Origin of the sequence: Kitasatospora sp. NPDC017646 (assembly GCF_044329365.1) — a bacterium.
Classification (GTDB): Bacteria; Actinomycetota; Actinomycetes; order Streptomycetales; family Streptomycetaceae; genus Kitasatospora.
Genome location: NZ_JBIRJC010000020.1, coordinates 51,469 through 64,926, shown reverse-complemented (window position 1 = coordinate 64,926; position 13,458 = coordinate 51,469). Strand labels below are relative to the sequence as shown.

The 13,458-nt window shown below is 73.2% G+C and carries 16 protein-coding genes; 9 read left to right on the top strand and 7 right to left on the bottom strand.

Annotation, left to right across the window (positions count from 1 at the left end; translation table 11 throughout):
* Positions 1 to 570 precede the first annotated feature (570 nt).
* A complete protein-coding gene (locus ACH4J0_RS27520) occupies positions 571 to 1,386 on the bottom strand; it encodes a class I SAM-dependent methyltransferase (RefSeq protein ID WP_396243285.1) in 816 nt (271 codons plus the stop codon).
* A gap of 230 nt (positions 1,387 to 1,616) precedes the next feature.
* Between ACH4J0_RS27520 and ACH4J0_RS27515 the strand changes: the two genes are divergently transcribed.
* A complete protein-coding gene (locus ACH4J0_RS27515; protein WP_396243284.1) occupies positions 1,617 to 2,126 on the top strand; it encodes a DinB family protein in 510 nt (169 codons plus the stop codon).
* Between the two features lie 12 nt (positions 2,127 to 2,138).
* Here ACH4J0_RS27515 and ACH4J0_RS27510 read toward each other — a convergent pair whose 3' ends face one another.
* Together ACH4J0_RS27510 and ACH4J0_RS27505 are read right to left on the bottom strand one after the other, a co-directional pair.
* Positions 2,139 to 2,627, bottom strand: coding sequence for a hypothetical protein (locus ACH4J0_RS27510; RefSeq protein ID WP_396243283.1), 489 nt, complete (start codon positions 2,625 to 2,627; stop codon positions 2,139 to 2,141).
* A gap of 239 nt (positions 2,628 to 2,866) precedes the next feature.
* Positions 2,867 to 4,486 (bottom strand): CehA/McbA family metallohydrolase, encoded by a 1,620-nt coding sequence (locus ACH4J0_RS27505; protein WP_396243282.1) that lies wholly within the window; start codon positions 4,484 to 4,486, stop codon positions 2,867 to 2,869.
* A 477-nt stretch (positions 4,487 to 4,963) separates the two neighbouring features.
* Here ACH4J0_RS27505 and ACH4J0_RS27500 point away from each other — a divergent pair, with 477 nt between their 5' ends.
* Positions 4,964 to 5,686 (top strand): polysaccharide deacetylase family protein, encoded by a 723-nt coding sequence (locus tag ACH4J0_RS27500; protein WP_396243281.1) that lies wholly within the window; start codon positions 4,964 to 4,966, stop codon positions 5,684 to 5,686.
* A 13-nt stretch (positions 5,687 to 5,699) separates the two neighbouring features.
* Here the strand turns inward: ACH4J0_RS27500 and ACH4J0_RS27495 are convergent, their stop codons facing one another.
* From ACH4J0_RS27495 to ACH4J0_RS27485, 3 genes are all read right to left on the bottom strand, one after another.
* A complete protein-coding gene (locus tag ACH4J0_RS27495) occupies positions 5,700 to 6,083 on the bottom strand; it encodes a barstar family protein (RefSeq protein WP_396243280.1) in 384 nt (127 codons plus the stop codon).
* Positions 6,084 to 6,205: 122 nt separating this feature from the next.
* The gene (locus tag ACH4J0_RS27490; RefSeq protein WP_396243279.1) at positions 6,206 to 6,859 is read right to left on the bottom strand and encodes a 4'-phosphopantetheinyl transferase; all 654 of its coding nucleotides are present in this window, start codon (positions 6,857 to 6,859) and stop codon (positions 6,206 to 6,208) included.
* 117 nt (positions 6,860 to 6,976) lie between these two features.
* Positions 6,977 to 7,168, bottom strand: a complete 192-nt coding sequence (locus tag ACH4J0_RS27485; protein WP_396243278.1) for a hypothetical protein — start codon at positions 7,166 to 7,168, stop codon at positions 6,977 to 6,979.
* Between the two features lie 280 nt (positions 7,169 to 7,448).
* On the opposite strand from ACH4J0_RS27485, the gene ACH4J0_RS27480 reads away from it, so the two are divergent.
* A complete protein-coding gene (locus tag ACH4J0_RS27480) occupies positions 7,449 to 7,934 on the top strand; it encodes a cysteine/serine endopeptidase inhibitor (protein WP_396243277.1) in 486 nt (161 codons plus the stop codon).
* 57 nt (positions 7,935 to 7,991) lie between these two features.
* Here the strand turns inward: ACH4J0_RS27480 and ACH4J0_RS27475 are convergent, their stop codons facing one another.
* Positions 7,992 to 8,891 (bottom strand): LysR family transcriptional regulator, encoded by a 900-nt coding sequence (locus tag ACH4J0_RS27475; protein ID WP_396243276.1) that lies wholly within the window; start codon positions 8,889 to 8,891, stop codon positions 7,992 to 7,994.
* 174 nt (positions 8,892 to 9,065) lie between these two features.
* Here ACH4J0_RS27475 and ACH4J0_RS27470 point away from each other — a divergent pair, with 174 nt between their 5' ends.
* From ACH4J0_RS27470 to ACH4J0_RS27445, 6 genes are all read left to right on the top strand, one after another.
* Positions 9,066 to 10,025 (top strand): FAD-dependent oxidoreductase, encoded by a 960-nt coding sequence (locus tag ACH4J0_RS27470; protein ID WP_396243275.1) that lies wholly within the window; start codon positions 9,066 to 9,068, stop codon positions 10,023 to 10,025.
* 185 nt (positions 10,026 to 10,210) lie between these two features.
* Positions 10,211 to 10,708, top strand: coding sequence for a flavoprotein (locus ACH4J0_RS27465; protein ID WP_396243274.1), 498 nt, complete (start codon positions 10,211 to 10,213; stop codon positions 10,706 to 10,708).
* 9 nt (positions 10,709 to 10,717) lie between these two features.
* A complete protein-coding gene (locus ACH4J0_RS27460; protein ID WP_396243273.1) occupies positions 10,718 to 11,110 on the top strand; it encodes an FAD-dependent oxidoreductase in 393 nt (130 codons plus the stop codon).
* A complete protein-coding gene (locus ACH4J0_RS27455; RefSeq protein ID WP_396243272.1) occupies positions 11,104 to 12,063 on the top strand; it encodes a DUF6528 family protein in 960 nt (319 codons plus the stop codon). Before ACH4J0_RS27460 ends, ACH4J0_RS27455 begins: the two co-directional genes overlap by 7 nt.
* Positions 12,064 to 12,329: 266 nt before the next feature.
* The gene (locus ACH4J0_RS27450) at positions 12,330 to 12,641 is read left to right on the top strand and encodes a hypothetical protein (protein ID WP_396243271.1); all 312 of its coding nucleotides are present in this window, start codon (positions 12,330 to 12,332) and stop codon (positions 12,639 to 12,641) included.
* The gene (locus ACH4J0_RS27445; RefSeq protein WP_396243270.1) at positions 12,638 to 13,270 is read left to right on the top strand and encodes an acyl-CoA thioesterase; all 633 of its coding nucleotides are present in this window, start codon (positions 12,638 to 12,640) and stop codon (positions 13,268 to 13,270) included. Before ACH4J0_RS27450 ends, ACH4J0_RS27445 begins: the two co-directional genes overlap by 4 nt.
* Positions 13,271 to 13,458 lie beyond the last annotated feature (188 nt).

The window sequence follows — 13,458 nt, the reverse complement described above, 5'->3', positions numbered from 1 at the left end:
CAGCATTGGCCTTCGCGAGTTCGCCGCCCAGAAGGGTGGCCGGTGACTCCAACAGCGGTGGACCGACGACAGCACCTTTCGCCGCGGCATCGCTGGGGTATTTGGAGACCGCCCGCGGACTCACCATCAACGAAATTGAGCTGCGTGGCCACGGAATCCCGGGATGGTGCGCTGTTTCGTAGGTCTGGGCTGGCGATACTTCGACTGACCAGTAATGATTGCCGCATCGTGGCTTGGAGTCGACTGCCGGTCGCGCCAGGACGGGGAACGAAGAGTCACTTCGGGGGCGCTGCTCGACCACCATAGGGGTGTGAGGCAGATCACTCTCGAACTTCCCCTCGATCGCCGCCTCTCACGCGCTTCTCACGGACTGGGCGTCATGAGGTGTCATCAGGCGTCATGCGTAGTGGACGAAGTAGGCCCTGACCTGCGGGATTCGGACTGGTGAACACTGGTCGGACACCCTTTCGACCGCTGGGGGTCAAGGGGCGTGGGTCAGTGAAGTGCCTGGTTCGGTGTGGGCCTGTCCCAGGTGATTGCGGACAGGCCCGTGGCGGAATATGGCCGGTGTCAGGCGGCTCGGGTGGCGGTGACGAGGTGGTAGTCGAGGAGGCCGTGGCGCCAGGCGGGGAGGAAGTTGCGGGTCCAGTGGTCGGTGGGGACGGTGTCGGCGAGGTAGCGGTCGAGGCCCGGCCAGACGTCGGGGCCGATGGTTTCGGTGGTGACGTCGGTGAAGCCGGTTCCGGTGAGGTCGGTGGTGAAGCCGTTGAGGGTGTGGGGGACGTCGAGGCCGTCGGCGAAGCTGGCGAGCAGGAGCTTGAGGCGTTCGGTGATCTCGTCCCCGGGGGTGGCGAAGAAGGTGGTGACGACCAGGCGGCCGCCGGGGCGCAGGACGCGGGCGGACTCGCGGGCGAAGCCGGAGAGTCGGCGGAAGTGCTGGGCGGCCTCGACCGAGTAGACGCCGTCCAGGGAGGCGTCGTGGAACGGGAGTTCGTCGGCCGAGCCGATGGTGTAGGCGAGCCGGTCCGGATAGGTGGCCTGGGCGCGGGCGTTGACGGCGCGGGCGCGCTCGACCTGGTCCGGGTGGATGTCCACGCCCGTCACCGAGGCGAAGCGGAACTCCCGCAGCGCCAGGGCCGCACCCAGCCCGCGCCCGCAGCCGACCTCCGCCAGCCGCAGCCGCTCGCGCGGCTCCGGGAAGGCGCGCAGCACCCGCCGGTACAGCTGCTCCTGGCTGCGCACCCGGTCCTCGGGGGTGAGGGAGGTGAGGTCGATGCCCTGCCAGTCACCGAAGTTGATAAATCCGCCGCCGAAGCTGGCCGCCTTGGAGAGATCTTCGGCGCCGTACGTCCGGCGTACCGTCGGGGGGATGTGGTTGTGGTCCATGGGGCGTCGGGTCTCCTGCTCGGTGGGCGCCCGGCGGTCGGGCGCGCCGAGGTACGTACCCAAACCGGTGGCGGTCCGAACACGGTACGTGACAGGGCGGGTTCGGGGTTGACGGGACGGTTGACGGGACAGGGGCTGCCGGGTCCCGGGGCCCCGAAACGCGCTGTCGGGCGGGCGCTCCGTTCGCTACAGTCCGCGGGGAACCGCCGACCGCGAGGAGTGACGACCCCATGAACACCGACAACCGACCCGTACCGCCGTTGACCGGCGGCGAGCGCGAGATGCTGCGCGGCTTCCTGGACTTCCACCGGGCGACCCTCGCCATGAAGTGCGAGGGCCTCACCGACGAACAGCTGCGGGAACGTTCCAGCCCGCCGTCCACGCTGAGCCTGCTCGGGCTGGTGCGGCACATGGCCGAGGTCGAGCGCACCTGGTTCCGCCGGGTGATCGACGCGGAGGACATCCCGCTGGTGTGGTCCGAGGACGGCGACTACCAGGTGGCCTACGACACGACCGGGGCCACCCGCGCCGAGGCGTTCGCCGCCTGGCAGGCCGAGGTCGAGCACTCCCGCCGCATCGAACTCGCCGCCCCCTCGCTCGACGTCACCGGCTACCAGCCCCGCTGGGAGGCAGAGGTGTCGCTGCGTCTGGTGATGCTCCACCTGCTCCACGAGTACGCCCGGCACAACGGACACGCCGACTTCCTGCGCGAGGGCATCGACGGGGTGGTGGGGGCGTAGGCCCGCGTCCGTTCACCAGCCGAGGAGGTGGGTGCGGGCGGTGAGCGCGGTGAGGACGGACTTGGCGGTGGAGTCGGGGGTGAGGGGGGTGGTGTCGAGTTCGTACGGGGTGGTGGGGGCGCCGGTGGTGAGGACGACGTAGTGGAGGGCGGCGCCGGTGGTGCGGCTCTCGCGGCGGAAGGTGTCGAGGGAGGCCGGGGCCTCGGGGCACTCGACGACGACCTGGTAACCGCCGGTGGCGTAGGCGAAGGCGGCCTGGGCGGCGGCGGCCTGGGCGGTGGCGTTCTGACGGGCGGCCTCGGGGAGGTGCGGCGCCAGCCGGCCGCTGCGGATGACCTGGAGGAAGTCGTCCGTCCGCAGGTGGACGCTCGGGTGCAGCTCCTGGGCGAGCAGCCCCGCGACCGGGCTGTTCCCGGCCCCGGAGGGGTCGACGAGGACGAGGACGCCCCCGGCGCCCCGGCCGCCCCCGAGCTCCGGCCCACCTACGGTCGTACGGTTCACAGCTGCTGATCCCTTCGCGGGCCGGGGACGGACGGGTCGGTCGGGTTCGGTCGGTAGCCGGGGCGAGGCGGTGGGAGTGCGAAGGAGCCGGTCGGCCCGGATGCGGACAGCCGACCGCCTCGTCCCTACGACTGATGCGTTTCGGGGATCAACCTAGTCCAAACGGGTGCTCCGAGTCGTCCCCCCTCCCGGTCCGTGGCGGAGGAACGGCCGGTCCGCGGGCAGGTCGGCGGCGGCTCTCAGCGGTCCTCGGCGCGCAGCACGATCGGGTTGGTGAGGGCCGCCATCGGCCCCCAGGGGAGGTCCCCGCCCATCGAGTTGCCCTTGCCCGGCGTCCCGTCGGCCCTCGGGTGGCGCACCTCGGCGCGGACGTACGCGGCGAGCGAGGCGGTGGTGCGCCACACCACGGTGCCGGAGCCGTCGGCGGGCAGTGACTCCTGGTGCATCTGCCCCTCGTCGGTGATCAGGCGGGCGGTGCCGCCGGGCACGCCGGAGACGGTGAGCCGGACGTCCACCGGGGCGTCCGCCGGGACGGTCAGCTCCTCGCCGATGCCCGCCTGACGGCCGTTCCCGGTGGCGGTGAGGTCGAGCTTGACGGCGGCGGACTCGGCCAGCCAGCTGCGCCCGGCGCGCAGCCCGTCGAGGACCGCGTCCCGGGTGAGGTCCTCGGCCAGGACGACGTTGTGGGGCAGACCGATGACCTGCGGGTCGCTGTGGGCGTCGCTGTTGCCCATGGCGGGCAGCCAGGAGCGGCCGCCGTGGCCACCGCCGGGGCCGCCGCCGGGGCCGCCGCTTCGCAGGGCGACGGCGAGGCGGGCGTCCCAGGTGTCGACGGCCGACTCGTCGTCGTACGTCCAGGGCCCGTTCCACACCTCGACGGCGTCGGCCTGCTCGTAGCCGAACTTCCACTGGCAGGCGACGTAAGGGCAGTACGGGTGCGCGGGGACCACCAGGCCGCCGGAGCGGTGGACCTGGCGGACGAAGCGCGGGTACTCCTCGTCGCGGCAGCGGTAGCGCCAGTCGACGGACCGGCCGGGTTCCAGACCCAGGGCCAGCCAGTGGCCGTTGCGGGTGGTGACCTCCTCGCCGGTGATGACCAGCAGGTCGGGGCCGGCCAGCGGGCCCCAGACGGCGTGCGAGGAGCTGGTGTTGTGATCGGTCGAGACGATGAAGTCCAGGCCGGCCGCACGGGCACCGGCGGCCACCTCCTCGGGCAGGCGATGCCCGTCGGAGTGCACGGTGTGCAGGTGGCAGTCGCCCCGGTACCAGGCCCGGCCGCGACCGCGGGCCCTCTCCGACGGGTAGTGCGGGGTGAACGCCGGCCCCGGCTCGCCGAACCGGAGGGTGACCTGGACACGGTAGTCCAGACCCTGCGGCGCGACCTGGTAGGGGCCGAGGACGATGTGCCAGGTGCCGGGGTTGATCGGACCGGGGAGATAGCCGGGGGTGGCGGCGCCCCGGGAGAGGGCGAACTCGGTGCGGAAGCCGCCGGACCAGCCGCGGAAGCCGTCCCCGCCGAGGTCGGTGCCGCGCTCGTCGAAGATGCCGATGTCGCAGGCGTTTCCGGGGGTGCCGGCGGGGACCTGCGGTTTGTCGTAGCCGTAGGAGACGGCGATCTCGCGGACTCCGTCGGGGACTTCGATCGGGAGGTGGACGAAGTCGGGGGCGCCGGTGGGGAGGTGACCGGTGAGGGTGAGGGTGCGGTCGCCGCGGGCCGGGGCCGGGGCCTGGGCCGGGGCCGCTGACGCGGAGCCGGCGGTGGCGGCGTCGGTGGCGAGGCCGAGGGCGGTGGCGGCGCCCGTGGCGAGGCCGGTGCGGAGCAGGGCGCGGCGGGCGGGGTGAGCGGGGTCGGCGGGCATCGGGGCCTCCGGGCTGGGGGTCGGCGGGTCCGCCGGCTCGCCTACCCCCGGGGGTGAACCGGGGGTGAGGCGGGGCCCACCGGGACGGGTCGGGTCGGTGAAGGGGCCCCGGGCCGGGGTGGGGGGTGAGGGCGGGCGCGAGTTGCGGGAAGTGACGAATCGTCGGTTCATAGTCATGTTGTCGGTTCGTATGGCAAGTGGCGATGGGGCGATCGGGAGGCTGGTGTGACATTGAGTCGGCGGATGCTGCTGGCGGCGGTGGTGGCCGGGGGCGCGCTGGCGGGGTGCCGGGCGGGGCGGGGAGCGGAGGGCGGCGGGGCGGCCCCGCTGGGAGTGTCCGCTGCGGGGGCGGCCGGCTCGTCGGGCAGCCCGTCAGCCGTGCCTTCGGCCGGTGTGTCCGCGCGTCCTGCGGCGGGTGGGGCCGGGAGTGCGTCGGCCACCCCGTCGGCCGCCCCGCCGGCCAGGGCCTCCGCCACCGTGCCCACGGGGGCCCTGGCGCCGACCCGGGCCGAGACGGTCCAGCGCTACGGGGCCCTGGCGCCGAGCGAGTGGGGGCTACAGGTCTCCGGCGTGGTCACCGAGCTGCCGAAGGGCGAGCGTGCGGTGGCGCTGACCTTCGACGCCTGCGGCGGACCCGGCGGGAACGGCTACGACGCCGATCTGATCGACTTCCTTCGCGAGCGGAAGGTCCCGGCCACACTGTTCCTGAACACCCGTTGGATCGACGCCAACCCGGACGTCTTCGAGCAGCTCGCCGCCGACCGGCTGTTCGAGATCGCCAACCACGGGACCGTCCACCGCCCGCTCTCGGTGGCCGGCCGCTCGGCGTACGGGATCGCCGGCACCGGCGGGGTCGGCGAGGTGTACGACGAGGTGACGGGCAACGCCCACAAGCTGACCGGGCTGCTCGGACACCCGCCGAGGTTCTTCCGTTCCGGCACTGCCCACTACGACGACGTCGCCGCCCGGGTGGTCGCCGACCTGGGCGAACGCGTAGTGGGCTTCAGCGTGAACGGGGACGGCGGGGCGACCCTGCCCGCCTCCGAGGTGCGGCAGGAGGTGGAGTCGGCACCGCCCGGGGCGGTCGTCATCGGGCACATGAACCACCCGGGCGGCGGGACCGCCCCCGGGATGGCGGCGGCGGTGCCGGGGCTGCTGGCGGCGGGGCGGCGGTTCGTCCGGTTGTCTGACGTGATGTGAGCCATCGGTGGTGTCACGCCAGCCGGAGGCCGCCCGGGTGCCGCTCCTCGATGATGTCGACCAGCCAGTCGAAGACCGTCGGCCCCTCGCCCGCCCGGGCGGCGGTCAGTTCGGCCGCGACCTGCTCGCGGTTGGTGGGGTGGACCTTGGCGAGCCGCCGCTCCAGCTGCCGGACCGTCTCCGGGTGGCCGAGCTCGCGGCGGGACACCTCGTGGTTGCGCCACTCGATGACGTAGTCGCCGTCGTCGGGCGTGCCGTAGCCGCCGCTCAGGCAGTCGGCGAAGGCGTCCAGGTTGCGGCCGAAGTAGCCGTCGACGCCGATCGTCCGTCCGACCACGTCCCAGAAGTCCTCCAGGGTGCCGATCTCGTTGCCGTCGATCACATAGGTCTCCGTCACGCGGACGAGGATATGCCCCGGCCGCGAACGGTCGGGGCGATGGACGGCCACGGCGCCACGGTGAGCGGGGCGATGGACGGCCACGGCGCCACGGTGAGCGGCTACGGCTCGACGACCAGCGGCTACGGCTCGACGGCGATCGCGGTGGCGAGCAGCCCGTCGCGCACCGCCCAGCGGCCGTCGAAGCCGTCGAGGCGGCGGCCGCCGACCACCGGGCCGGGGACCAGCAGGCGGGCGGAGAAGGTGCCGTCAGGGCAGAGGTCGAGTTCGGCCTCCTGGAAGTCCAGCCAGAGCTCGGTCAGCGGGAACCAGGCCTTGTAGACGGACTCCTTGGCGCTGAACAGGATGCGGTCCCACGGCGTGCCCGGGCGTTCGGCGGTGAGCTCGGCCAGCCGCTGCTGCTCGACGGGCAGGGCGATGGCCTCCTGGACGCCCTCCGGGAGCGGCAGCGCGGGTTCGGCGTCGATGCCGACCGAGGCCAGGGTGCCGGTCCGGGCGACGGCTGCGGCGCGGAACCCGTCGCAGTGGGTGAGGCTGCCGATCACGCCGTCCGGCCAGCTCGGCGCGCCGCGCAGGCCCGGGACCAGCGGGCGGTACGGGACGCCGAGGCGGTCCAGGGCGGTGCGGGCGCAGTGGCGGACGGTGGTGAACTCACAGCGGCGCTTGTCCACGGCCCGGGCGATCGCCTCCTCCTCGGCGGGCTCCAGCCGCGCCTCGGGCGGGTCGTCGTAGGCCACCTCGGTCACCACGACGTCCGGCAGCAGGTCCCCGATCACGTGTTCCCCCTCGGTCGGCAGCGCGGACGGAGCACCGCGCGGGTCGAGAGTAACCCGGGCGGGTGGCACCGGTCCGTGGTCTTCCGGAATCGGGGGGCCGTCGGCCTGCGGGCCGGCCTACTGGTCGAGCGGGCGGGCGAAGTCCAGGCCGAGGCTGCCGAGGACGGGGAGCGCGCCGAGGTCGGTGACGCCGCCCACCGGGATGCTGTAGCCCTGGTTCACCGTGCGCGGGACCGCCGATGCCCGTACTGCCGCCGCCGGGGAAGCTGCGAGGGTCGGGGCCAGGGTGGCGGGGAGTGCGGTGCGCATGGGGGCGGCCTCCGGAACGGACGGGGGTGACGACCCGCCAACACCCCGAACGGCGGTGCGGTCACGCATCTTCGCCCCTTCGGCCCTATTGGTAAAGGTTCTTGCCTTGTGTTCATGACAACATCATAGAGGTCTGGACCATGCCGAGGTGGAGCGCATACGTTCCCTTCCACCGGGCGGGCATCGGGCGTCTGATCGCCGAACTGCGGCGCAGCTTCGGCGAGTTGCGCCTGTCATGCCCACGACTTCCCCGGGATCGTCGAACCGGAGGGAACGAACCATGCGCGCCATCGGCAAGAACCTCAGGATCCTCGCAGGCGCCCCGCTCGCGGCCGCCGCCCTCATCGCCCTCACGGCCGGCTCCGCCAGCGCCGCGATACCGATCAACAAGCCCATGAACGGGAAGGCCACCTACTACACCGACGCCGGCTACGGCGCCTGCGGCACCCAGATCAACGCCTCCAACCAGATGCTGGTCGCCGTCTCGCACACCTGGTGGACCTCCGCCAACCCCAACAACGACCCTGTGTGCAAGGGCATTTCGGTCAAGGTGACGTACCAGGGCAAGACCATCACCGTCCCGGTGAAGGACCAGTGCCCGTCCTGTGACTCCACCCACATCGACCTCAGCCAGCCCGCCTTCGCCAAGCTGGCCCCGCTGGGCAAGGGCGTGATCAACGGTCTCACCTGGCAGTTCGTCAAGACCGGCGCGAACGGCAAGACCGTCGCGCTGTCCGAGCCGGTCACCGGCTCGACCATCGGCTGACGCCCCCCGCAGCCGTCGTGCCCGCCCCTGCCGGTGTCCGGGGGCGGGCCGACGTGTTCAGGGCCGTTCCGCCGTGCCGGGCAGTTGCGGGGCCATGGCGAGCAGCAGTTGGACCGGGGGCGACGCCGTCCGGGGGTTGTGGGCCAGGCCCAGGGTGACGGTCGGCACCGGGCGCGTCAGCCGGCGCAGGCTCACACCCGGAATCCGGAAGACCCGGGCCCGGCCCTCCGGGATCGGCGCGATGCCGTGCCCGGCCGCCACCGCCAGCAGCAGCTGCTCGTCGTCCGGCTCCTCGCGGACGATCCGGGGCGGCCCGTCGGGCCACAGCTGCCCGGTGATCGACGCGTGCATCCCGGGGCCGTTGTCGCGAGGCCACAGCACCACCGGTTCGTCGCCGATGCGGCTGCGCTCGACCCGGCTCCGGCCGTGGGCCAGCGGGTGGCCGGACGGAACCGCCAGCAGCAGCTCCTCCTCGGCGATGACCCGGCAGGCCAGTTCGGGGACGTCCAGCGGCGGGCGGACGAAGGCCGCGTCCAGCCGCCCGGCGAGGAGCTCGCCGACGTTGTGGGCCGTCCAGCCGGTCTGCAGGGCGACGTCCACCCGGGGGTAGCGGTCGCGGAACTCGGTCATCAGGCTGTCGCAGACGCCCCCGCGCGCCGAGCGGGTGTACGCCACCCGCAGGCTCCCCTGCTGCCCCCGGGCGACCGCCGTGATCCGCCGGTCGGCCTCGGCCACCTGGCGCAGCACCTGCCGGGCCTCCTCGGCGACCGCGCTGCCGATCGGGGTCAACGTGCAGCCCCTGCTGGTTCGTTCGACCAGCCGCACACCGAGCTGCCGCTCCAGTGCCTGGATCTGCTGGCTCAGCGCAGGCTGCGCCACCCGCAGTCGGCGGGCGGCTCTGGTGAAGTTCAACTCCTCGGCCAGGACGGAGAAGTAGCGCATTCGGCGAAGGTCCACCGGTCGATGGTAGGGCCGTCGCGCGGTGGTGGCGGCCGGCGGGCGACCGGGCCGTCCGTGGCGATAAGGGCGCCTTATCGCGGGGCGACGGAACTGGTCTTGGACGCCTCGCGGACCGTCCCGCTTTCCTGGAACCGAGCGGGTGTCGTCAGGGTGAAGGGGCAGGGGATCGGTGTGGACGTCGTCGTGATCGGCAGTGGGGTCATCGGGCTCACCACGGCGCTGCGGCTCCAGGAGCGGGGACTGCGGGTCGTGGTGGTGACGGCGGACGGACTGCTGTCGACGGTCTCGGCCGTCGCGGCGGCCGTCTGGTACCCGGTCGGGGTGGAGGCCGGCGACCGGGTGGCGACGTGGTCGGCCGCCACCTTCGCCGAACTCGCCCGGCAGGCCGGGGACGGCGTGCCCGGAGTCGTCATGCGCGACACCTGGATGCCCGCGCTCCGACGGCAGGAGGCTGCTGCCGAGCCCTGGTGGGGCGCCGGAGTCCCGGACCTGCGCCGCCTGCGGCCGTCCGAACTCGCCCCGGCGTACGCGGACGGCTGGCGGTTCACCGCCCCGACGGTCGAGATGCCGCTCTACCTGCCCTGGCTGCTCGGCCGCTTCCTCGACGGCGGAGGCGAGGTCGTCCACCGGCGGCTCGACACCCTCCACCAGGCCCGCGCCTGGGCGCCCGTCGCCGTCAACGCCAGCGGCCTCGGCGCCCGCCAGCTGTGCGGCGACGACACGGTGCGGCCGGTACGCGGCCAACTCGTCCTGGTGCGCAACCCCGGCCTGCGGGCCTCCCTGCGGATCCAGGACGACCCGGCCGGCTACACCTACGTCCACCCCCGCAGCCGGGACGTCGTCCTGGGCGGCACCTTCGAGGAGGGCACGTGGGACCTCGGGTCCGACCGTCGGACGGCCGAGGCGGTCCTCGCCAGATGCGCCGCCCACGTCCCCGAACTGCGCGAGGCCGAGATCATCGGCCGCCCGGCGGGGCTGCGCCCCGACCGCCGGGGCGGGGTGCGGCTGGAGGCCGAGGACAGGGAAAACGGGCTTCGGACCGTGCACAACTACGGGCACGGCGGGGCAGGGGTGACGCTGAGCTGGGGGTGCGCGGACGCCGCGGCGGAGCTGGTGGCGGCACATCGCTGACGGGCCGGTGGGTGCACGGCCGACGCCGACCGCCGACGAGCATTCGCTCGGTCGGTTCCGGCACCGGTTTCCGAATGCTTCGACGCTCCGGACCGACGAGCCGCCCGCGCCGACGGGCACGCGGGCGCGGGCACACTGGGGTGACGGATGGGCGTTCTGCCGATGACGAGAGGGGAGGCCGGGAGATGGGCGGGGCGAGGAAGCCGGTGCTGTACGTCGTGGTGTGTGCGGCGGGGGTTGCGGGTGGAGTGGGGGAGTTGATCTCGGCGGCGCAGGGGCGGGGGTGGGAGGTGGGGGTGGTGGCGACTCCGCAGGCGACGGGGTTCATCGATGTCGGCGCCGTCGAGGCGCAGACGGGGTACCCGATTCGCTCGGCGTGGCGGAAGCCGGGGGATCCCCGGCCGCTGCCGGATCCGGACGCGGTCGTGGTGGCTCCTGCGACCTTCAACACGATCAACAAGTGGGCTGCCGGGATCTCGGACACGCTCGCGCTCGGGATCCTGTGCGAGTCGTACGGGTGGGGGATTCCGGTGGCGGTTCAGCCGTGTCTCAGTGCGGCTCAGGCGGCGCACCCGGCGTACGAGGAGAGCCTGACCAGGTTGCGGGGGATGGGTGTGCGGATCGCGGAGTTCGTGCCCGGGGCGTACGCCTGGACGCGGGTGCTGGAGCTGTTGGAGGACTGACGGGGGGGGGTGGTCCGGGGCGGGATCCCAGCAGGGTGGGGGTGGTTCGCCGTGATCGGGCCGGGACAGCGTCCGGGCGGGTCGGTGACGGGGGCCGGTGGCGGCGGTCAACGGCAGGGTGTCGTTCTGGTACGCGGCGGGCGGAGTGTCGGAGCCGGGGCCCGCGTCGGGGACGTGGGCGTGTGCATCGTCGCGGGCGGGTGCACCGGGCTCTGGACCGCGTACTACCCGACGAAGGCCGAACCGTCTTTGCGGGTGGCCCTGTTGGAGCGCCGGTTCTGCGGGTACGGCGCTTCGGGGCGCAACGGCGGGTGTCCGGGCGGCACTGACCGGGGCCCGACGCCGTTCGGCCGAGCCGGGCTGCGGGGCGGCAGGGAAGCGGCCAGCGTGGGGGTGTGCTGAGGAGAACGCTGTCCGTCCTGGGCCTGGCCCTGCTGTTCGGTACGCCCGCGGGCCGGGCGGAGGCCGGGGCGCAGCGGTGGCAGGTGGTGGTCGCGGACCAGGGCTCCCGCCGGGTGTTCGTACTGGAGAGCGCCGAGGAGCTGATGGCCCACCAGGGGTCCGACGAGCTGTCCGTGGTGTGGTCCTGGACCGCGGACCGGGCACCGGACCTCGCCGACCTCTCGCCGGCCAGCAGCTGGACCGGTCCGGACGAGGCGAAGAGCCGGATCCGGCAGGGCCGGCGCTACCTGCTCACGACCGCGTCGGGCGGCCTCGCCGCCGTCGTCGACACCGCCACCGGCCGGTCCCGCTGGGCGGCGGACCTCGGCCCGGTGGTCAACCCGCACAGCATCGAGCTGCTCCCGGACGGCAACGTGGCGGTGGTGGCGAGCGGCGGTTGGGTGCGGCTGTACGCGGCCTCGCAGGGGCCGCGCGCCACGGCGTACACCGAGTTCGGGCTGCCCGGTGCGCACGGGGTGCTCTGGGACGGGCCGTCCGGCCTGCTCTGGGTACTCGGGGACGAGGCACTGGTCGCCCTGCGGGTGGGCGGCACCCCGGCCGCGCCCACGCTGACCGCCGTCCGCACCGCCCCGCTGCCGGACCGGGGCGGCCATGACCTCGCGCCGGTGCTGGCCGCGCCCGGTCCGTTCTGGCTGAGCACCCTGCGCGGTCTGTGGCAGTACGACCCGGCGGCCGACCGCTTCACGCCCGTCCACCTGGCTGACCCCGCCGCGGAGCGGGACGTCAAGAGCATCGGCGACGACCCCGGCACCGGGCGGCTGCTCACGGTCGCCCCCGACCACCTCGCGCCGTGCGACTGGTGCACCTCGGCGATCCGGCTGCACCGCCCGGAGGGCGTGCGGACCCTGCGCGGAACCCGCCTGTACAAGGCGCGGTGGTGGGAAGCCCAGTAGCAGATCAGTGACGGACTGTAGTCGATCTTGCTCGGCGGGTCGGCGATACCACCCGTTCTGCTTACCGCGTTCGGCTGACGGGGCATATTGTGTACCCCCGCAAACTACTCCGATGGAAGTCAGTTTCCCGTCACCGTCCGAAAACCTTCTGCGGAGCCGCGTCGACTGGGATAGCGTCGATGGCGTCGGGGGGCCGACACCGTTCAGGGTGTAATCGAACGTCAGTTACCGGGCCGTAACGGCCCGAATTGGTCCTGGAGAAAAGAATGCGGAATTCACCGGAGGAGAGCCGGGCGGACGTCATCGACGACCTGCAGCTCGCGGTCGAATCGTTGGCGGCTTTTCCGGCCCGGAACGCGGCCGGCACGGCGGATGTGACCGAACGCCTGGCCGCGGTCGCCGAACTGTGCCGGTCGGTCGACGGGGTGCTCGACAGCCTGGTCGTCCAAGCGGCCGCCGAGGCCGCCGAGGAGGGCTGGACAGCTGCCCGGATGGCGGCCGAACACTCCGGCTACTACGCCAGGTTGCGGCGCGCGCTGCTCCCCACCAGCGCCGGCGCCGGGCTGACGCAGCAGTGAGCGCGCTGCACACGGGCGTGCACGTGCTGTCCTGCCCCACCCGGTGGAGCGACGTCGACGAGAACGGGCACATCAACAACGCCCGGCTGGTCGGCTACATCCAGGAGGGGATTTACGACCTGTTCTGCCACCACGCGACCGCCGTGCGGGAATCGCTGTTCCCGTCCGGATTCATCATCGCCAGGCACGAGATCGATTATCTGGAACAGCTGCACCACCGCCCCGAACCATTGTCGGTGCGGTTGACCGTGGAACGGATCGGGCGGAGTTCCGCCCATGTCGAGGTGAATGTCTGCCGCGAACCGCTCACCTTTATGCGGGCGCGGACCGTCGTGGTCGCGCGGGACCGGGAATCCGGTCGCTCGCGCAAACTCAGCCCGAACGAGCGGCGCTTTCTGTCGGCGTTTATGTCGGACCGCGTCGCGGACCGGCTCGCGGAGCGCGTCGCGGAGCGCGTCGCGGACCGGGTGACGGCCACGGCGGAGCGGGTGTCGGACAGGGCGTGTGGCGACAGCGTGGTCGCCGTGGCGCAGCCGATGGCGCCGGCCCAACGGACGGCGGCGCGTTCCGGTGCGGGGGTCGGCTCCTCGCGCGGCTCGCGCAGACGGGTTCGCGCCTCGGCGGGCTGACCCGCACGTTCCCGCGCCGACGACGGCGCGGGCCGGTGGCGTGATCGACAACGGCGTCGATCCGCCCGACCGGTCCCGGTCCTGGTCCCGGCCCCGGCGTCAAGGTTCCGTTCAGCCTTCGGGCCCCGCCGGATCGGCGGGTCTCGGCCCGGCCGGACCGCAGTACGCTGAGCAGCACGGGAACCGGT

Coding starts and splice junctions, on each gene's coding strand:
- ACH4J0_RS27450 (WP_396243271.1), top strand. CDS start 12,330: ATGCGGAATTCACCGGAGGAGAGCCGGGCGGACGTCATCGACGACCTG.
- ACH4J0_RS27515 (WP_396243284.1), top strand. CDS start 1,617: ATGAACACCGACAACCGACCCGTACCGCCGTTGACCGGCGGCGAGCGC.
- ACH4J0_RS27465 (WP_396243274.1), top strand. CDS start 10,211: ATGGGCGGGGCGAGGAAGCCGGTGCTGTACGTCGTGGTGTGTGCGGCG.
- ACH4J0_RS27480 (WP_396243277.1), top strand. CDS start 7,449: ATGCGCGCCATCGGCAAGAACCTCAGGATCCTCGCAGGCGCCCCGCTC.
- ACH4J0_RS27505 (WP_396243282.1), bottom strand. CDS start 4,486: ATGCCCGCCGACCCCGCTCACCCCGCCCGCCGCGCCCTGCTCCGCACC.
- ACH4J0_RS27520 (WP_396243285.1), bottom strand. CDS start 1,386: ATGGACCACAACCACATCCCCCCGACGGTACGCCGGACGTACGGCGCC.
- ACH4J0_RS27485 (WP_396243278.1), bottom strand. CDS start 7,168: ATGCGCACCGCACTCCCCGCCACCCTGGCCCCGACCCTCGCAGCTTCC.